Genomic DNA, 19611 nt, shown 5'->3' with positions numbered 1-19611 from the left:
GGCACGCGGCGAGCGCGGCCCGGCGGCCCGGCGCGGCCCACCGCGCGCGCGGCAGGGCCCCGGGCATCCCCGTGGGCGGCCCGGCGCACCCCCACGGGCCTCCGGGGGCCCGTCCCCGGCCCCACCGGCGCCCGGCGGCGCTCAGAACCGGCCGGCGCCCAGATCCCGCGAGACCGAGCGGGCGCACTCGCGCACCGCCGCCACCAGCTCCGAGCGCAGCTCCTCGCCGTCGCACACCCGCTCCACCGGGCCCGTGATGGCCACCGCCCCCACCGGCATGCGCCGGCGGTCGTGGACCGGGGCCGCGACCGCGGCCACGCCCTCCCAGGTCTCCTCGACATCGGCGGCCCAGCCGCGCGCCCGGGTGAGGGCCAGCCCCGCCTCGAACTCCTCCAGACCGGTCACGGTCCGCGGGGTGAACGCCTCCCGCTCCACTTCGAGGGCCTCGGTGTGCGCCACCGGGTCGTACGCGGCGAGCACCTTGCCCAGCGCCGTGGAGTGCAGCGGCTGCATGGCCCCCACCTCCAGCACCTGGCGGCTGTCGTCGGGCCGGAAGACATGGTGGACGATGAGTACGCCGTGCTGGTGAGCCACGCCCAGATGGACGCTCTCCCCGCTGGAGCGGGCCAGGTCGTCCGTCCAGACCAGCGCGCGGGCGCGCAGCTCGTGCACATCCAGATAGCCGGTGCCGAGCCGCAGCAGCTCCGCCCCCAGCTGGTACCGCCCCGACGCGGGGTCCTGCTCGACGAAGCCCTCGGCCTGGAGGGTCCGCAGGATGCCGTGGGCGGTCCCCTTGGCGAGCTCCAGCGAGGAGGCGATGTCCGACAGGCCCAGCCGGCGCTCCCCGCCCGCGAGCAGCCGCAGCATCGCCGCCGCGCGCTCCAGTGACTGGATGCTCTTCGCCATCGGATCGGCCCTCTCCCACTGCTGTTCGACAATGCTGAACACTAGCGGTCGATGCCGACCTCGGTCAGTGTGGAGCGAGTATCTCGTGGCGGACGGCTCCGCTGAAAGCCCCCGGCCATGGGAGTCCGCCCCGTGGGACACCACCGCCCCCATGCGCCCGCTCCGGCTACTCTTGGGTCCGTGCGCCCTCTCACCGGAGGCCGCAAAGCCGACAGCCGTCGCATCCCAGGGAGCTCATTCCATGGCCTCGTCGCCGACCTCTTCCGCCCCTTCCGCCGACAGCCGGACCCGGATCGAAGCCCTCCGCGAGGCCCTTGCCACGCGAGTCGTCGTCGCCGACGGCGCGATGGGCACCATGCTCCAGGCGCAGGACCCGACGATGGAGGACTTCGAGAACCTCGAAGGCTGCAACGAGATCCTCAATGTCACCCGCCCCGACATCGTGCGCTCGGTCCACGCGGCCTACTTCGAGGTCGGCGTCGACTGCGTGGAGACCAACACCTTCGGCACGAACTACGCGGCCCTGGCGGAGTACGACATCCCCGAGCGCGTCCACGAACTGGCCGAGGCGGGCGCCCGGATCGCCCGGGAGGTCGCCGACGAGTTCACCGCCGCCACCGGACAGCAGCGCTGGGTGCTGGGCTCCATGGGCCCCGGCACCAAACTCCCCACACTGGGCCACGCCCCCTACCTCACCCTCCGCGACGCCTACCAGCAGAACGCCGAGGGCATGATCGCGGGCGGCGCGGACGCCCTCCTGGTGGAGACCACCCAGGACCTGCTCCAGACCAAGGCCGCCATACTCGGCGCCCGCCGGGCCCTGGAGACCTCCGGACTGAACCTGCCGCTGATCTGCTCGGTGACCGTCGAGACCACCGGCACCATGCTCCTCGGCTCCGAGATCGGCGCGGCCCTGACCGCCCTGGAGCCCCTCGGCATCGACATGATCGGCCTGAACTGCGCCACCGGCCCCGCCGAGATGAGCGAGCACCTGCGCTATCTGGCCCGCCACTCCCGCATCCCGCTCTCCTGCATGCCCAACGCCGGACTGCCCGTCCTCGGCAAGGACGGCGCGCACTACCCGCTCTCCGCGCCGGAGCTGGCCGACGCCCAGGAGAACTTCGTCCACGAGTACGGCCTCTCCCTGGTCGGCGGCTGCTGCGGTACGACACCGGAGCACCTGCGCCAGGTCGTCGAGCGGGTCCGCAGCCTCACCCCGGCCGCCCGTGACCCGCGCCCCGAGCCCGGTGCCGCCTCTCTCTACCAGACGGTGCCCTTCCGCCAGGACACCTCCTACATGGCGATCGGCGAGCGCACCAACGCCAACGGCTCCAAGAAGTTCCGCGAGGCCATGCTGGAGGCCCGCTGGGACGACTGTGTGGAGATCGCCCGCGACCAGATCCGCGAGGGCGCGCACATGCTCGACCTCTGCGTCGACTACGTGGGCCGGGACGGCGTCGCCGACATGCGGGAGCTGGCGGGCCGGTTCGCCACCGCCTCCACCCTCCCGCTCGTCCTGGACTCCACCGAGGTCGATGTGATCCGGGCCGGCCTGGAGAAGCTCGGCGGCCGGGCCGTCATCAACTCCGTCAACTACGAGGACGGCGACGGTCCCGACTCCCGCTTCGCCCAGGTCACCCGGCTGGCCCAGGAGCACGGCGCGGCCCTGATCGCCCTCACCATCGACGAGGAGGGCCAGGCCCGGACCGTCGAGCACAAGGTCGCCATCGCCGAGCGGCTCATCGCCGACCTCACCGGGAACTGGGGAATCCTGGAGTCGGACATCCTCATCGACACCCTCACCTTCACCATCTGCACCGGGCAGGAGGAGTCCCGCAAGGACGGCATCGCCACCATCGGGGCCATCCGCGAGCTGAAGCGCCGCCACCCCGATGTGCAGACCACCCTCGGCCTCTCCAACATCTCCTTCGGCCTCAACCCGGCCGCCCGCATCCTGCTCAACTCCGTCTTCCTCGACGAGTGCGTCAAGGCCGGCCTGGACTCCGCCATCGTCCACGCCTCCAAGATCCTTCCCATCGCCCGCTTCGACGAGGAGCAGATCAAGGTCGCGCTCGACCTGATCCACGACCGCAGGGCCGAGGGGTACGACCCGCTCCAGCGGCTGATGGCGCTCTTCGAGGGCGTCAACACCAAGTCCATGAAGGCGGGCAAGGCCGAGGAACTGCTCGCCCTCCCGCTGGACGAGCGGCTCCAGCGGCGCATCATCGACGGCGAGAAGAACGGTCTCCAGGCCGACCTCGACGAGGCCCTCCAGGACCGGCCCGCCCTCGCCATCGTCAACGACACCCTCCTGGAGGGCATGAAGGTCGTCGGCGAGCTGTTCGGGTCCGGCCAGATGCAGCTGCCGTTCGTGCTCCAGTCCGCCGAGGTGATGAAGCTCGCGGTCGCCCATCTGGAGCCGCACATGGAGAAGTCCGACGCGGAGGGCAAGGGCACCATCGTGCTCGCCACCGTCCGCGGCGATGTGCACGACATCGGCAAGAACCTGGTCGACATCATCCTCTCCAACAACGGCTACAACGTGGTCAACCTGGGGATCAAGCAGCCGGTCTCGGCGATCCTGGAGGCCGCCGAGGAGCACCGCGCCGATGTGATCGGCATGTCCGGCCTGCTGGTGAAATCCACGGTGATCATGAAGGAGAACCTCCAGGAGCTCAACCAGCGCAAGATGGCCGCCGACTACCCCGTCATCCTCGGCGGCGCCGCCCTCACCCGCGCCTATGTCGAACAGGATCTGCACGAGATCTACGAGGGCGAGGTGCGCTACGCCCGGGACGCCTTCGAGGGCCTGCGGCTGATGGACGCGCTCATCGCGGTCAAGCGCGGTGTCCCCGGGGCGGTGCTGCCCGAGCTGAAGCAGCGCCGGGTCAGGCCCGCCGCGACCGCGGTCGTCGAGGAGCGCCCCGAGGAGGGCGCCGCCCGCTCCGACGTCGCCATCGACAACCCGGTGCCCACACCTCCCTTCTGGGGCACCCGGGTCATCAAGGGCATCCAGCTCAAGGAGTACGCCTCCTGGCTGGACGAGGGCGCCCTCTTCAAGGGGCAGTGGGGCCTCAAGCAGACCCGGGCCGGCGACGGACCCTCGTACGAGGAGCTGGTGGAGAGCGAGGGACGGCCCCGGCTGCGCGGCTGGCTGGAGCAGCTCCACACCCGCAACCTCCTGGAGGCCGCCGTCGTCTACGGCTACTTCCCCTGTGTCTCCAAGGGCGACGATCTGATCCTGCTGAACGAGGACGGCTCCGAGCGCACCCGTTTCTCCTTCCCCCGCCAGCGCCGGGGCCGCCGGCTCTGCCTCGCCGACTTCTTCCGCCCGGAGGAGTCCGGCGAGACCGATGTCGTCGGCCTCCAGGTCGTCACCGTCGGCTCCAGGATCGGCGAGGCGACGGCCGAGCTCTTCGCCTCCGACTCCTACCGCGACTACCTCGAACTGCACGGGCTCTCCGTCCAGCTCGCCGAGGCGCTCGCCGAGTACTGGCACGCCCGGGTCCGCGCCGAACTCGGCTACGGGGGCGAGGACCCCGACGCCGTGGAGGACATGTTCGCGCTGAAGTACCGGGGCGCGCGGTTCTCCCTCGGCTACGGCGCCTGCCCGGACCTGGAGGACCGGGCGAAGATCGCCGACCTGCTCCGGCCGGAGCGGATCGGCGTGGAGCTGTCGGAGGAGTTCCAGCTCCACCCCGAGCAGTCCACCGACGCCATCGTCATCCACCACCCCGAGGCCAAGTACTTCAACGCGCGCTAGGGAGTTTCTTTCGGGTCGGTCGGGTCGGGCCGGACCGGCGAGGCGCGGTGCCGGGGCTCGCGAGCCCCGGCAAGATCCGCAAGAGACGACCTGGCCGCGGACCGCGGCGGTACGGGAGGGGGCGGCGGGGCCGCCGGGCCGCCGAACGCCCCCTTCCGATTTCCCCGGGCGCTCGCGCCGCCGCAGTCGTACACTTGTCGGTCCCAAGCAGGCCGGTCGCCTGTCCCCGCGGGAGAGCCGCGGGGAGAGTCGGCCGGCCTTCTCGTCCCTTCCGGAGGTGTGCCGATGACCAGTACGGTCCCCGCGTCCCTGACCCGTACGGCCGAAGGCCGCCCCGAGCCCGGCCAGGCGGGTGCCGCGGGCCTGGAAGCGGTCTTCCTGGACATGGACGGCACCCTGGTGGACACCGAGGGCTTCTGGTGGGACGCCGAGGTCGAGGTCTTCGCCGGCCTCGGCCACACCCTGGACGAGGCCTGGCGCGATGTGGTCGTCGGCGGCCCGATGACCCGCAGCGCGGGCTTCCTCATCGAGGCCACCGGCGCCGACATCGCGCTGCCGGAGCTGACCGTGCTGCTCAACGACCGGTTCGAGGCCCGGATCGACCGCGGCGTGCCGCTGATGCCGGGCGCCGAGCGGCTCCTCGCCGAACTCGCCGCCCACCGGGTGCCCACCGCCCTGGTCTCCGCCTCCCACCGCCGCATCATCGACCGGGTCCTGGCCTCCCTCGGCCCCGCCAACTTCACCCTCTCGGTCGCCGGTGACGAGGTGGAGCGCACCAAGCCGCACCCCGACCCCTATCTGCTGGCCGCGCGGGGGGTCGGCGCCGACCCCTCGGGGTGCGCCGTCATCGAGGACACCGCAACCGGAGTCGCCTCCGCGGAGGCGGCCGGCTGCCGGGTGGTCGCCGTGCCCTCGGTCGCCCCGATCGCGCCCGCCGCCGGCCGGGTCGTCGTCGGCTCCCTGGAGGAAGTGGATCTCCGGTTTCTCCGCACACTGATCACTCCCATGAACTGAAACCCGCACCGTGCGTGATTCCCGGAAATAGGGAACCCGGGAACCCGTGAAGCCGGGAACGCGAGAAGGCCGGGAGACGACCGGGAACCCGGGGAAGGCGGGAAAGCAGGGAAGTCCCGGGAGGCAAGTGGCGAAACGCGCCGGATATTCACCACCTGGCCTGATCCGCGTTTATGCAGGACCCCTCCGATAAGTCACCCGGCGTGACATTCATCACCGAAACCGCCCTGAACCCCACGGTCCAGGGCGGTCGTGGATGTGCCTGCGGCACCCGCATTCGGTGCTTTGTGTCCACATTCATGGAGCCGTGTACGAAACATTCCATGGCATGGCCATCCACACACCGACACAAGTGATCACTGAGCGAATACAGAGCCGCTCAGGCCCGGTGAAGCCGGCCTCTTCGCGCCGACTAATCTCTTCGCGAGTCCTCGCCGCACCACCGACGCGCCCGCGGTCGCAGAACCGCCGCGAAACACAGGACCGGTCGGTCTTCATTCCACGGACCGATCGCACCGCCCCACAGGGCGGCGCGGCGAAGCCTCCCGTAACAGGCTGTATCCCAGTGCCGGATGAGGAGAACGTCCAGGATGAACCGCAAGACTCTGGTGCTGCCGGCCGTGGTCGGTCTGCTCGCGCCCGTACTCGTCGCCTGCGGCAGTACGGACGGCGGGGCCGGTGGCGGCGACGCCATTGTCGTGGGCACCACGGATAAACTCGTCGCGGACAAGGACGCGCCCGCGCCCCTGGACCCGGCCTTCGCCTATGACACCGGCTCCTGGAACGTACTGCGCCAGACCGTCCAGACGCTGATGCACGCCCCGCGCGGCGGCGGCGAGCCCGTTCCGGACGCCGCCGAGAGCTGCGCCTTCACCGACAACGCCTCCCAGAGCTACCGCTGCGAGCTCCGCGCCGATCTGAAGTTCTCCGACGGCACCGAGCTGACCGCCGAGGACGTCAAGTTCTCCATCGAGCGGCTGCTCGCCATCAACAGCGACAACGGTGCCGCGGCCCTGCTGGCGAACATCGACACCATCGAGGTCAAGGGCGACCACGAGATCGTCTTCCATCTCTCCACACCGGACGCGACCTTCCCGTACAAGCTCTCGACGCCGGCCGCCGCGATCCTCAACGAGAAGACGTACGACGCGAAGAAGCTCCGCGACGGCTTCGAGGTGGACGGCTCCGGGCCGTACACGATGAAGGCGTCCGCCAAGGACGGCGCGATCACCAAGGTCGTGTTCAACAAGAACGGCTCCTACAAGGGCGACCTCGAACTCCGGAACAGCAAGGTCGAACTGCGGATCTTCAAGGACTCCGCGGCCATGACCAAGGCCCTGGAGAAGGGCGACATCGATATCGCCACCCGCGAGATCGCCTCGGACCACATCGCCAAAATGCTGGACAACCCCGACAAGGACATCCAGCTCACCGAGCTGCCCGGCCTCTCGATCCAGTACCTCGCCTTCAACACCGAGCACCCGTCAGTGAAGGACAAGGCCGTGCGCCAGGCCATGGCCGCGCTCATCGACCGCGGCCAGATCGCCGGCGATGTGCACAGCTCCACCGCCGAACCGCTGTACTCCCTCATCCCGTCGAGCGTCAGCGGCCACAAGAACAGCTTCTACAACAAGTACGGCGACCCCAGCCTGAAGCGGGCCAAGGGCTACCTCCGGGACGCCAACATCACCACCCCGGTGAAGCTCACCCTCCACTACGCCTCCGACCGGTACGCGGTCGAGGAGTTCGAGGTCATCCGCGACCAGCTCAACGCGTCGGGGCTCTTCTCCGTCACCGTCAAGGGCGCCGAGTGGTCCGCCTTCCGCGCCGCCGGGCAGCGCGGCGACTACCCCGTCTACGGCCTCGGCTGGGTCCCCGACTTCCCGGACCCGGACAACTACATCGCCCCGTTCCTGGAGAAGGACAACTTCCTCGGATCGCCCTATGTGAGCACCGAGGCCAACAAGCTCATCCCGCAGTCCCGCCGCCAGGCCGACCGCGCGGCCACCGGTGAGATCTTCGCCAGGCTCCAGGAGATCATCGCCGAGGACGTGCCGGTGCTGCCGCTGTGGCAGGGCAAGCAGTACGTCGCCGCCCGCAAGGGCATCACCGGAGTGGAGCGGCTCCTCAACGGCAGCTCCGACCTCCAGCTCTGGGAACTGGGCACCACCGGCAAGTGAGCCGCCGTCCCCGGACGGAAACAGTGGAAGCGGCGGCGGGCCCGGCCCGCCGCCGCTTCACTGTCCCGCCCGGGGGCCGTCCGCTACTGGGCGCCGGGGCGCACCAGACCGCTCTCGTACGCGTAGACAGCCGCCTGCACCCGGTCGCGCAGACCCAGCTTGGTCAGCACATGACCGACATGCGTCTTCACCGTCGTCTCGCTCACGAAGAGATCCGCGGCGATCTCCGCGTTCGACAGACCGCGGGCCACGAGCTTGAGGACCTCCACCTCGCGGTCGGTCAGCGTGTGCAGCGTGTCCGGAACCGGCTCCTCGCCGGACGGCAGATGGCCCGCGTACTTGTCGAGCAGCCGGCGTGTGATGCTCGGCGCGAGCATCGCCTCCCCGGCCGCGACCACCCGGATCGCCTGGACCAGCTCGTCCGCGGGCGCGTCCTTCAGCAGAAAGCCGCTCGCCCCCGCCCGCAGGGCCTCCACCACGTACTCGTCGAGATCGAAGGTCGTCAGCACCAGGACCTTCGCCGGACCGTCCCGTCCGGGACCGGTGATCTGGCGGGTCGCTTCAACCCCGTCCATCCGGGGCATCCGGATGTCCATGAGCACCACATCGGGCTGGAGCGCCCGTACCTGGTCGAGCGCCTGGAGACCGTCCCCGGCCTCACCGACGACCGCGATTTCCTGCTCCGCCTCCAGAATCATCCGGAAACCGGTGCGCAGCAGGGGCTGGTCGTCGACCAGCAGAACGCGGATGGCCACGGGGAACTCCTCACACTTGGTCGGGCACCATTCTGCCCTGACCCTCCGGAGCGGGGCCGACCGCCTCCGCGGCGGCTCCCGCGGGCTCCGGCCGGGGGACCGCGGGCACCGGCTCCGGACCGGCCGGCGCGGGCACCGACCCGGCCGGGGGAACACTCAGCGGATACACCGGGGGAGTGCCGCCGAACTCGGGACACACCGCCTGGTGGTCGCACCAGCCGCACAGCTTCGTGGGCCGGGGGCGCCACTCGCCCGACTCCGTCGCCGCCCGGATCGCCTCCCAGAGCGCGAGCAGCTTCCGCTCCACCCGCTCCAGATCCGCCGGGACCGGGTCGTACGTCAGCACATCGCCGCTGCCCAGATAGACCAGCTGGAGCCGGCGCGGCACCACGGCCTTCAGCCGCCAGATCACCAGGGCGTAGAACTTCATCTGGAACAGCGCGCCCTCGCTGTACTCCGGACGCGGGGCCTTGCCGGTCTTGTAGTCGACGATCCGCACCTCGCCCGTCGGCGCCACATCGACCCGGTCGATCACTCCGCGCAGCCGCAGCCCCGAATCCAGCTCGGCCTCGACGAACATCTCCCGCTCCGCCGGCTCCAGGCGCGTCGGGTCCTCCAGCGAGAACCAGCGCTCCACCAGCCCCTCGGCCTCGCCCAGCCAGCGCGCCAGCCGCTCGCCGCCCTCCTCGCCCGCGAACAGCCCGGCCAGCTCCGGCCGGTCCGCGAGCAGCCGGTCCCACTCTCCCGGGACCAGCGATTTGGCGCGCGGCGCCGTGCGCTCGGCCGCCGGGGTGTCGAAGAGCCGCTCCAGCACCGCGTGCACCAGGGTGCCCCGGGTGGCCGCCTCGCTCGGCTTCTCCGGCAGCCGGTCGATCACCCGGAACCGGTACAGCAGCGGGCACTGCATGAAATCGCTCGCCCGCGAGGGCGACAGCGACATGGGGGGCCGACCGGGCACCGACGCCTGACTTGTCCTCATGACCCAGACCCTACGGCCCGCCACTGACAGCGAGCGCAATACCATCGACGTCAGAGGCCGGTACACCGCATGATCGAAGCAGCGGAGCCACTCCGGCACCGAGACGAAGGGAACCCGTGAACGAGGACGACACGCGAGGCGAGCGCAAGCGGGCGCACACCGACGCCCAGGGGAAGGACCCCCGGGGCAGCGACCGCAAGGGCAAGCCGAAGCGCTCCGACGGCCCGGGCGGCGGAATCCTCATGGGCCGCCCCTTCGGCGTGCCCGTCTATGTCGCCCCCAGCTGGTTCCTCGTCGCCGCCCTGATCACCTGGGTCTTCGGCGGCCAGCTCGACCGGGTCCTGCCCGAGCTGGGCGGCGCCCGCTATCTCGTCTCCCTCTTCTTCGCCGTCGCCTTCTACGCCTCGGTGCTCGTCCACGAGCTGGCCCACACCGTCGCCGCGCTCCGCTTCAAGCTTCCCGTGCGGCGCATCCAGCTCCAGTTCTTCGGCGGCGTCTCCGAGATCGAGAAGGAGACCGAGACCCCGGGCCGGGAGTTCGTCCTGGCCTTCGTCGGCCCGCTGCTCTCCCTGGTCCTCGCCGGGGTCTTCTACCTCGGCATGCAGACCGTGGAGGCCGGCACCGTCCCCGGTGTCCTCCTCGCCGGCCTGATGATCTCCAACCTCATCGTCGCCGCCTTCAACCTCCTCCCCGGCCTGCCGCTCGACGGCGGGCGCATGCTCCGTGCCGTCGTCTGGAAGATCACCGGCAAACCCATGAGCGGCACCATCGCCGCCGCCTGGGTCGGCCGCGCCCTGGCCGTCGCCGTCCTCATCGGCCTGCCGCTGCTCACCCACACCGGCGCCCTCGGCAGCCCCGCCCAGGACATCGGCGGCATGGAGACCGTCACCGACGCGCTGCTCGCCGCGATCCTGGCCGCCATCATCTGGACCGGCGCGGGCAACAGCCTGCGGGTGGCCCGGCTGCGCGAGCACCTCCCCGAGCTGGAGGCCCGCACCCTCACCCGGCGCGCCGTCCCCGTCGAATCCGCCACACCGCTCTCCGAGGCTCTCCGCCGCGCCAACGAGGCGGGGGCCCGTGCCCTGGTGGTCGTCGACGGGCAGGGCGAGCCGACCGGCCTGGTCCGCGAGACCTCCATCGTGGGCGTGCCCGAGCACCGCCGTCCCTGGGTCGCTGTCAGCGGACTGGCCCAGGACCTCACCGACAGCATGCGGCTCCCCGCCGATCTGGCCGGGGAGGCCCTCCTGGACCGGCTGCGGGCCACCCCGGCCACCGAGTACCTCGTGGTCGAGGAGACCGGCGAGATCTACGGCGTACTCTCCACCGCCGATGTCGAGCGGGCCTTCGTCGCGGCGATGGCCCGGCCCCACTCCCCGGGCGGCTGAGAGCCCCGGGCCCGCCCCCTCCGCCCTCCGGGCCCGCGCACCCGGCCCCGCCCTCCCGGCCGCCCCGTCCCGGCCGCCCCGGCACGGGAGCCGCGCGCCGGGGCGGCCGGGCCGGACAGCGGGCCTCCGCGCCGCCGCGGCAGCCCGCGCGGCGTCCGCTCCGGGGCCGGTCGCCGGGCCCCGCGGGTCCCGCCCCCGCTCGCCCAGGTGCTCAGCCCCTCCCCGGGCCCGGTACGCTGGTCACATGTCCGAACCGACCGGTGCCGCCCGCCGTCGCGGGCCCTTCAAGGTCGGGGACCAGGTCCAGCTCACCGATCCCAAGGGACGCCACTACACGTTCACGCTCGAAGCCGGGAAGAATTTCCACACCCACAAAGGGTCCTTCCCGCACGACGAGCTGATCGGTGCTCCCGAGGGCAGTGTTGTCCGAACCACGGGAAACGTCGCCTACCTCGCGCTGCGCCCCCTGCTCCCCGACTATGTCCTGTCCATGCCCCGCGGCGCCGCCGTGGTCTACCCCAAGGACGCGGGGCAGATCCTGGCCTTCGCCGACATCTTCGCCGGCGCCCGCGTCGTCGAGGCGGGTGTGGGTTCGGGCTCTCTCAGCGCCTTTCTGCTGCGCGCCATCGGCGACCACGGAATGCTGCACTCCTACGAGCGGCGCGCGGACTTCGCCGAGATCGCCCAGCAGAACGTGGAGCGCTACTTCGGCGGTCCGCACCCCGCCTGGCAGCTCACCGTCGGCGATCTCCAGGACAACCTCAGCGACGCCGATGTCGACCGGGTGGTCCTCGACATGCTCGCCCCGTGGGAGTGCCTGGACGCCGTCTCCAAGGCGCTGGTGCCCGGCGGCATCCTCTGCTGCTACGTCGCGACCACCACCCAGCTCGCGCGCACCGTCGAGTCCATCCGCGAGATCGGCTGCTTCGCCGAGCCGCAGCCCTGGGAGTCGATGGTCCGCAACTGGCACGTCGAGGGCCTGGCCGTCCGCCCCGATCACCGCATGATCGGGCACACCGGCTTCCTGGTCACCGCCCGGCGGCTCGCCGACGGTGTCGAGCCCCCGATGCGCCGCCGCCGCCCCGCCAAGGGCGCCTACGGGGACGATTACGAGGGCCCCAACAAGGGCTGATCCCCTCCCTTCCCGGGAGACCTTCCGGTCCTTCGACCGAACAACGTGACACCGCCGCCGCGGAGTTCCCGCCGTACCGCACTTCGCGAACGGGAACTCCGCGGCGGCGTCGTGCTGTTCGCCCCCGGGACAGTTACCGAACCCTGACAACCCTGCCGTGTCCGGGCCCTGTGACCTGTGGCACGATGCAAACCTCCCTCCCGACGCCGCTCAGCCGGCTCCGCCTTCACAGGAGACTTCACGCGTGCAGACCTCCGCGCTCCCGGACCTCGCGCACACCAGGACCCGCCCGGTGCACTGGCTCGCCACCGCCGCCGCGATGGCCGCCGTCGTCGCGTTCGCGGGCCTCGTCCAGCCCGGCGCCGCCACCGCCTCCCACGCCGGGGAGGGGCCCACCACCCGCTCCGGCCCCGGGCCGGCGGACACCGCCGCACCCGCCCCCGACCCCGACCGGGTCACCCTCGGGCCGGAGTGCGGCCGGGCCGCCGCCGTGGTGGTGAAAGAGGCCACCGGGGATCTCGACGGCGACGGCCGGCCCGAGACCGTCGTCGCGGCACGCTGTGACGCGGGCGGCGGCAATCCGCCCAGCGGGATCTATGTGCTCGCCGCCGACCGGAAGGGCGCTCCGCGCGTGGTCGCCACCCTGCTCGACCCCGCCGAGCGGCAGAGCGTGGGGGAGCTGGCGGTACGGGACGGCGCGGTCGCGGCGACCCTGTTCGGCTACTCCTCGCCGGATGTGCCGAGCTGCTGTCCCGATGTGCGGGACAAGGCCGAATGGCGGTGGAAGGGCGGCAAGTTCCTCCGTACCGCGCAGAGCGAGCCACGGGCCCTGTGACCGCCGGGCGGAGCGGAGCCCCCGCCGGGCGGTGCGGCGGCACGGCCTTCTGACGGGAGGCCCCGGGCCCTTTCGGGGCCGGGGCGCGGCACGGCCGGGAGGGTTCGCGGGGGACGGTGGCCGGCGGACACGGCTGCCGGCGGGGCCGGCGGACAGCGGAACCGGAGGCGCGGCACCCGGTGCCCTCGCGCCCCGCGTCCCGTGGCCGGACGGCTACTCGGCGTCCGGTCCGTAGACCTCCACCCTGTCCGAAACCCGACGTACGTGGATGCAGTCACCGGGGCACTCCTTGGCGGAGTCCACCACGTCCCGCAGCAGCGGCAGCGGAACCGGAGTGGAAGCCCCCGGATTCTGCAGCAGCTCGTCGTCGGAGCTCTTGACATAGGCCAGACCGTCGATGTCCAGCTCGAACACTTCCGGGGCGTACTGAGCACAGATCCCGTCCCCGGTGCAGAGGTCCTGGTCGATCCAGACCTCCAGGGCCTCTGCGGCGCCATCGGACGGGGCCTCGTGCTGCACGGTCATGTCTCCTGCCGTTTCCTGCGTCGGGTCGAGCGTTCAGCCAAGGGATGTGAGGCAAGTCGCGCCAGCCCTGACGGGTGTTGAACACTTCGACCATACAACCGCCCGCTTTCCGATGTTGATGGGTGGGTATTCCCCTGGCACGAGGGAGAGCGCAAGGGTGAAGATCGGACACGCCCCTACCGTCTTTGTGATCTAGGGGTTTCAATCACCACCCACCCAGGTAGGGTCAGGAAGCGTCCAGCTCCCCTTGGAGGAGGTGAGGACCGTGGCAGCCCACGACGACGACATCAACCGCGGCATCCGGCCGGGGCGGGGGTCTGAAGACCCAGCCGGCCAGGTCGCCTATCTTGAGCAGGAAATCGCCGTCCTGCGCCGCAAGCTCGCCGACTCTCCGCGTCACACGAGGATTCTCGAAGAGCGGATCGTCGAACTGCAGACCAATCTGGCCGGCGTGTCCGCACAGAACGAGCGGCTCGCCAACACACTCCGTGAGGCCCGCGACCAGATCGTGGCCCTCAAGGAGGAGGTCGACCGGCTCGCACAGCCACCGGCCGGCTTCGGAGTTTTTCTTCAGGCGAACGAGGACGGCACGTGTGACATCTTCACCGGGGGCCGCAAGCTCCGGGTGAACGTCAGCCCCGGGGTCGAGCTCGACGAGCTCCGGCGCGGCCAGGAAGTCATGCTCAATGAGGCGCTCAACGTGGTCGAGGCCATGGCGTACGAGCGCGCCGGCGACATCGTCACCCTCAAGGAGATCCTGGAGGACGGCGAGCGCGCCCTGGTCATCGGCCACACCGACGAGGAGCGGGTGGTGCGGCTCGCGGAGCCGCTGCTGGACATCACCATCCGCCCCGGCGACGCCCTGCTGCTCGAACCCCGCTCCGGCTATGTCTACGAAGTGGTCCCCAAGAGCGAGGTCGAGGAGCTCGTCCTCGAAGAGGTCCCCGACGTCGACTACAACAAGATCGGCGGCCTGGGCAATCAGATCGAGCTGATCCGCGACGCGGTCGAGCTCCCCTATCTGTACCCGGACCTCTTCAAGGAGCACGAACTGCGACCGCCGAAGGGCATCCTGCTCTACGGCCCGCCCGGCTGCGGCAAGACGCTCATCGCCAAGGCCGTCGCCAACTCCCTTGCGAAGAAGGTCGCCGAAGTCACCGGCCAGCCGGCCGGAAAGAGCTACTTCCTCAACATCAAGGGACCCGAGCTCCTCAACAAGTACGTCGGCGAGACCGAGCGCCACATCCGGCTCGTCTTCCAGCGGGCCCGTGAGAAGGCCAGCGAGGGCACCCCCGTCATCGTCTTCTTCGACGAGATGGAGTCCCTCTTCCGCACCCGCGGGTCCGGTGTCAGCTCCGATGTGGAGAACACCATCGTCCCCCAGCTCCTCGCCGAGATCGACGGCGTCGAGGGCCTGGAGAACGTGATCGTGATCGGCGCGTCCAACCGCGAGGACATGATCGACCCCGCGATCCTGCGCCCCGGCCGCCTCGATGTGAAGATCAAGATCGAGCGCCCGGACGCGGAGGCGGCGAAGGACATCTTCGCGAAGTACCTGACCGCCTCGCTCCCGCTGCACTCCGACGACCTCTCCGAGCACAACGGCTCCAAGGAAGCCGCCGCTCACGCGATGATCCAGTCGGTCGTGGAGCAGATGTACGCGGAGTCCGAGGAGAACCGCTTCCTGGAGGTCACCTACGCCAACGGTGACAAGGAAGTCCTCTACTTCAAGGACTTCAACTCCGGAGCGATGATCCAGAACATCGTGGACCGGGCCAAGAAGATGGCGATCAAGGCCTTCCTCGACCACAACCAGAAGGGTCTGCGCGTCTCCCATCTCCTCCAGGCGTGCGTGGACGAGTTCAAGGAGAACGAGGACCTGCCCAACACCACCAACCCGGACGACTGGGCCCGCATCTCCGGCAAGAAGGGCGAGCGGATCGTCTTCATCCGCACCCTCGTCACCGGAAAGCAGGGCGCCGACACCGGTCGCTCCATCGACACGGTGGCGAACACCGGACAGTACCTGTAGAGGGCACCGGCTGCGGGTGCCCGGCCGGGCACCCGCAGCCGGCTGCTTTCCCCGCCGCGCGCCCGTGCCGGACCCACCCGACCGCATGAGCCACACCGCAGCAAAGAGTCAATCGATCTCCCCAGCGGCGCGGAGGCGTTCTAGGCTCTTCGGTACCGCCGGGTCGCGCAGCGCGGGACGGGCACCGCATGCGCACCGGAGCACCCCGCGGTACTTGAGCGCCGCCCCCGGACGGGAGCGTCGCAGGGCAAGGAGGGCCGCATGACCGTACGGCGAGTAATGGGAATCGAGACGGAGTACGGCATCTCCGTCCCGGGTCATCCCAACGCCAATGCCATGCTCACCTCATCCCAGATCGTCAACGCCTACGCGGCGGCGATGCACCGGGCGCGCCGCGCCCGCTGGGACTTCGAGGAGGAGAATCCGCTGCGGGACGCCCGCGGCTTCGACCTCGCCCGCGAGGCCGCCGACTCCAGCCAGCTCACGGACGAGGACATCGGCCTGGCCAATGTGATCCTCACCAATGGGGCCCGGCTCTACGTCGACCACGCGCACCCCGAGTACAGCTCTCCCGAGATCACCAACCCCCGTGACGCCGTCCTGTGGGACAAGGCCGGCGAACGGATCATGGCCGAGGCCGCCGAGCGGGCGGCCCAGCTCCCCGGCGCCCAGCCGATCCATCTCTACAAGAACAACACCGACAACAAGGGCGCGTCCTACGGGACCCATGAGAACTATCTGATGAAGCGGGAGACCCCGTTCTCGGACATCGTGCGCCATCTGACGCCGTTCTTCGTCTCCCGGCAGGTGGTCACCGGAGCCGGGCGGGTCGGCATCGGGCAGGACGGCCATGAGCACGGCTTCCAGATCAGCCAGCGGGCGGACTACTTCGAGGTCGAGGTGGGCCTGGAGACCACCCTCAAGCGCCCCATCATCAACACCCGCGACGAGCCCCACTCCGACGCCGAGAAGTACCGCCGGCTCCATGTGATCATCGGCGACGCCAATCTCTCGGAGATCTCCACCTATCTCAAGCTGGGCACCACCGCCCTGGTGCTCTCCATGATCGAGGACGGCTTCATCGCCGTCGATCTCGCCGTCGACCAGCCCGTGCGCACGCTCCACCAGGTCTCCCACGACCCCGGTCTGCGCCGGCTGGTCACGCTGCGCAGCGGCCGGACACTCACCGCGGTGCAGCTGCAGATGGAGTACTACGAGCTGGCCAGGAAGTATGTCGAGGAGCGCTTCGGGGCGGACGCCGACGAGCAGACCCGGGATGTGCTGAGCCGCTGGGAGGACACGCTCAACCGGCTGGAGAACGATCCGATGAGCCTGGCGGGCGAGCTGGACTGGATCGCGAAGAAAGAGCTGATGGAGGGGTACCGCCGCCGGGACGACCTGGACTGGGACGCCGCCCGGCTGCATCTGGTGGACCTCCAGTACGCGGACGTACGGCCCGAGAAGGGCCTCTACAACCGGCTGGCGGCCCGCGGCCGGATGAAACGGCTGCTCGACGAGGAGGAGGTCGTCCGGGCGCGCACCAAGCCGCCCGAGGACACCCGGGCCTACTTCCGGGGCCGCTGTCTGGAGCAGTACGCGGACGATGTGGCGGCGGCCTCCTGGGACTCGGTGATCTTCGATCTGCCGGGCCGTGACTCGCTCCAGCGGGTCCCGACCCTGGAGCCGCTGCGCGGCACCCGTAACCACGTCAAGGAGCTGCTGGACCGCTGCAGGACGGCGGAGGACCTGGTCCGGGTGCTGTCCGGGGGCTGAAAGGTCCCGGTCACGGGGCTAAAAGGTCCTGGTTCGGGAATCATCACCGGGAATCGTGGGGATGGTCTCCGGACGTTGGGAAAAGTGCGGGGCCGATGTCGGACCGGGCTTGTAGGGTCTGATCTTGACAGGAACGAACTCACGTCAGGGCAAACCGAGCGGGGTGAGGGACATGGCGACCAAGGACACCGGCGGCGGGCAGCAGAAGGCCACGCGTTCCACGGAGGAGGTCGAGGAGCAGGCGCAGGACGCGCAGGTCTCCGAGGATCTCAAGGAGCGCCAGGAGAAGCTCTCGGACGATGTCGACTCCGTCCTGGACGAGATCGACGACGTCCTGGAGGAGAACGCGGAGGACTTTGTGCGCTCCTTCGTTCAGAAGGGTGGACAGTAGTCCACGTGGGTGAACGCCGCGGCAGTCCCGCGGCTCTCGCCGCACCTATGGATCACTGCCGCGAGACGGGTAAGGTCCGTGGCGTACTGTGCTTCAACTGCGATGAGGCCATCGGCGCGTTGGGAGACGATCCCGGCGCCGTCCGGCGGGCTGCCGCCAACGTGGAAGGAAACTCGTGGAAGCCAACACTCGTGGCACCGGGCGTCTGCCAGCCGCCTTCCTGACGCCCGGCTCGTCCTCCTTCATGGACTTCCTGGGGAACCACTCCCCGGAGCTGCTGCCGGGGAAGCGCTCCCTCCCGCCCGTGCAGGGCGCCTTCGAGGCGCCGCACGGCACGACCATCGTCGCCACGACCTTCCCCGGCGGTGTGGTGCTCGCGGGCGACCGCCGCGCGACCATGGGGAACATGATCGCCCAGCGCGATATCGAGAAGGTCTTCCCGGCCGATGAGTACTCGGCCGTGGGCATCGCGGGCACCGCGGGGCTCGCGGTGGAGATGGTCAAGCTCTTCCAGCTGGAGCTGGAGCACTTCGAGAAGGTCGAAGGCGCGCAGCTCTCGCTGGAGGGCAAGGCGAACCGGCTCTCGACCATGATCCGGGGCAACCTGGGCATGGCCATGCAGGGTCTCGCGGTCGTTCCGCTCTTCGCGGGGTACGACGTGGACCGGGGCCGGGGCCGGATCTTCTCGTACGACGTGACCGGGGGCCGCTCCGAGGAGCTGGGCTTCGCGTCCACCGGCTCGGGGTCGATCTTCGCGCGGGGCTCGATGAAGAAGCTCTACCGCGACGATCTGACGGAGGAGCAGGCCACCACACTGGTGGTGCAGGCGCTGTACGACGCGGCGGACGACGACTCGGCGACCGGCGGCCCCGATGTGGCCCGGCGGATCTACCCGATCGTCACGGTGATCACCGAGGAGGGATTCCGCCGGCTCACCGACGACGAGTCCTCGGAGATCGCCCGGTCGATTCTGGAGCGCCGGCTGGAGCAGCCGGACGGACCGCGCGCCGCACTGCTCTGAATGCATCCCCAGTCATCGCGGGGCCCCATGCCACTGACAGAAAGGGACGGATAACCGGTGACGACGCCGTTCTATGTCTCGCCCGCACAGGCCATGCAGGACCGGGCGGAATACGCCCGGAAGGGCATCGCCCGTGGCCGCAGCCTGGTTGTGCTGCAATACGCCGACGGCATTGTCTTCGTCGGTGAGAACCCGTCCCGCGCGCTGCACAAGTTCAGCGAGATCTATGACCGGATCGGCTTCGCCGCCGCCGGTAAATACAACGAGTACGAGAATCTCCGTATCGGCGGAGTCCGCTACGCCGATCTGCGCGGATACACCTATGACCGCGACGATGTGACCGCCCGTGGTCTGGCGAATGTCTACGCCCAGACCCTGGGCACCATTTTCTCCAGTTCGGCCGAGAAGCCGTACGAGGTGGAGCTGGTGGTCGCGGAGGTCGGACCGACCCCCGACGGCGATCAGATCTACCGGCTGCCGCATGACGGATCGATCGTGGACGAGCACGGATCGGTCGCGGTCGGTGGCAACGCCGAGCAGATCAGCGCGTTTCTCGATCAGCGCCACCGGGACGGTATGTCGCTGGCGGAGGCGCTGAAGCTGGCCGTCCAGGCGCTGTCCAACCAGACCAATGGCACGGACCGGGAGATTCCGGCCGAGCGGCTGGAGGTGGCGGTGCTGGACCGGACCCGGCCGCAGAAGCGCAAGTTCCGCCGCATCGTGGGGCGGCAGCTGGCGAGGCTGCTGGAGGCGGACGGGGCGGCGTCGGCGCCGACGGACGCTCCGTCGGACACGGACGAGTAGTTCGCGGTGGAGACGGGGCCCCGGGCCGCCTGATGAGGGTGGTCCGGGGCGCCGTGCGTTTCCGGCGGGGCCTGGGACCGGAGGGCCGGGCCGGCCCGGGGCGCCCGCACCGCCGC

The 19611-nt window shown here is 70.2% G+C and carries 16 protein-coding genes; 12 read left to right on the top strand and 4 right to left on the bottom strand.

Translation table 11 applies throughout. From position 1 onward, the window contains the following. Window positions 1–141: 141 nt before the first annotated feature. Complete coding sequence (locus ACWCRA_RS06040) at window positions 142–906, bottom strand: IclR family transcriptional regulator (RefSeq protein WP_351559661.1); 765 nt, start codon at window positions 904–906, stop codon at window positions 142–144. A gap of 241 nt (window positions 907–1147) precedes the next feature. On the opposite strand from ACWCRA_RS06040, the gene metH reads away from it, so the two are divergent. The 3 genes from metH (at window position 1148) to ACWCRA_RS06025 (ending at window position 7863) form a co-directional block, all read left to right on the top strand. Beyond that, window positions 1148–4669 carry a methionine synthase gene (metH, locus tag ACWCRA_RS06035; protein WP_351559655.1) on the top strand — a complete coding sequence of 1174 codons (3522 nt, stop codon included), beginning with the start codon at window positions 1148–1150 and terminating at the stop codon, window positions 4667–4669. Window positions 4670–4954: 285 nt separating this feature from the next. Next, complete coding sequence (locus tag ACWCRA_RS06030) at window positions 4955–5683, top strand: HAD family hydrolase (RefSeq protein ID WP_351559657.1); 729 nt, start codon at window positions 4955–4957, stop codon at window positions 5681–5683. Window positions 5684–6273: 590 nt separating this feature from the next. Further along, the gene (locus ACWCRA_RS06025) at window positions 6274–7863 is read left to right on the top strand and encodes an ABC transporter substrate-binding protein (RefSeq protein WP_351559659.1); all 1590 of its coding nucleotides are present in this window, start codon (window positions 6274–6276) and stop codon (window positions 7861–7863) included. 83 nt (window positions 7864–7946) lie between these two features. Here the strand turns inward: ACWCRA_RS06025 and ACWCRA_RS06020 are convergent, their stop codons facing one another. Together ACWCRA_RS06020 and ACWCRA_RS06015 are read right to left on the bottom strand one after the other, a co-directional pair. Continuing rightward, entirely contained in the window at window positions 7947–8618 is a 672-nt protein-coding gene (locus ACWCRA_RS06020; protein WP_351555001.1) for a response regulator transcription factor, read from the bottom strand. Window positions 8619–8628: 10 nt separating this feature from the next. After that, window positions 8629–9597, bottom strand: a complete 969-nt coding sequence (locus ACWCRA_RS06015; protein ID WP_351555004.1) for a RecB family exonuclease — start codon at window positions 9595–9597, stop codon at window positions 8629–8631. A 116-nt stretch (window positions 9598–9713) separates the two neighbouring features. Between ACWCRA_RS06015 and ACWCRA_RS06010 the strand changes: the two genes are divergently transcribed. From ACWCRA_RS06010 to ACWCRA_RS06000, 3 genes are all read left to right on the top strand, one after another. Then, entirely contained in the window at window positions 9714–10982 is a 1269-nt protein-coding gene (locus ACWCRA_RS06010) for a site-2 protease family protein (RefSeq protein WP_351555007.1), read from the top strand. Between the two features lie 244 nt (window positions 10983–11226). After that, entirely contained in the window at window positions 11227–12114 is an 888-nt protein-coding gene (locus ACWCRA_RS06005) for a tRNA (adenine-N1)-methyltransferase (RefSeq protein WP_351555010.1), read from the top strand. A gap of 244 nt (window positions 12115–12358) precedes the next feature. Further along, on the top strand, window positions 12359–12949 hold the full coding sequence (locus ACWCRA_RS06000; RefSeq protein ID WP_351555013.1) for a hypothetical protein: 591 nt from the start codon (window positions 12359–12361) through the stop codon (window positions 12947–12949). A gap of 213 nt (window positions 12950–13162) precedes the next feature. Here the strand turns inward: ACWCRA_RS06000 and ACWCRA_RS05995 are convergent, their stop codons facing one another. Beyond that, window positions 13163–13474 carry a ferredoxin gene (locus ACWCRA_RS05995; RefSeq protein WP_351555016.1) on the bottom strand — a complete coding sequence of 104 codons (312 nt, stop codon included), beginning with the start codon at window positions 13472–13474 and terminating at the stop codon, window positions 13163–13165. Window positions 13475–13739: 265 nt separating this feature from the next. On the opposite strand from ACWCRA_RS05995, the gene arc reads away from it, so the two are divergent. From arc to prcA, 6 genes are all read left to right on the top strand, one after another. Further along, the gene (gene arc, locus ACWCRA_RS05990) at window positions 13740–15506 is read left to right on the top strand and encodes a proteasome ATPase (protein ID WP_351555019.1); all 1767 of its coding nucleotides are present in this window, start codon (window positions 13740–13742) and stop codon (window positions 15504–15506) included. Window positions 15507–15767: 261 nt separating this feature from the next. Further along, a complete protein-coding gene (gene dop / locus ACWCRA_RS05985; protein ID WP_351555022.1) occupies window positions 15768–17279 on the top strand; it encodes a depupylase/deamidase Dop in 1512 nt (503 codons plus the stop codon). A 172-nt stretch (window positions 17280–17451) separates the two neighbouring features. Further along, entirely contained in the window at window positions 17452–17670 is a 219-nt protein-coding gene (locus ACWCRA_RS05980) for a ubiquitin-like protein Pup (protein WP_086569168.1), read from the top strand. A gap of 5 nt (window positions 17671–17675) precedes the next feature. Next, the gene (locus ACWCRA_RS05975; RefSeq protein ID WP_451066922.1) at window positions 17676–17894 is read left to right on the top strand and encodes an endonuclease domain-containing protein; all 219 of its coding nucleotides are present in this window, start codon (window positions 17676–17678) and stop codon (window positions 17892–17894) included. Beyond that, window positions 17846–18691 carry a proteasome subunit beta gene (gene prcB, locus ACWCRA_RS05970; protein WP_351555026.1) on the top strand — a complete coding sequence of 282 codons (846 nt, stop codon included), beginning with the start codon at window positions 17846–17848 and terminating at the stop codon, window positions 18689–18691. The genes ACWCRA_RS05975 and prcB overlap by 49 nt, the downstream gene beginning before the upstream one ends. A gap of 57 nt (window positions 18692–18748) precedes the next feature. Further along, a complete protein-coding gene (prcA, locus tag ACWCRA_RS05965; RefSeq protein ID WP_351555029.1) occupies window positions 18749–19495 on the top strand; it encodes a proteasome subunit alpha in 747 nt (248 codons plus the stop codon). Window positions 19496–19611: the final 116 nt, after the last annotated feature.

This window comes from Streptomyces sp. NPDC001889 (assembly GCF_053594535.1).
Note: the sequence above shows the minus strand (reverse complement) of the source record. Positions and strands in the feature narration are given on the sequence as shown.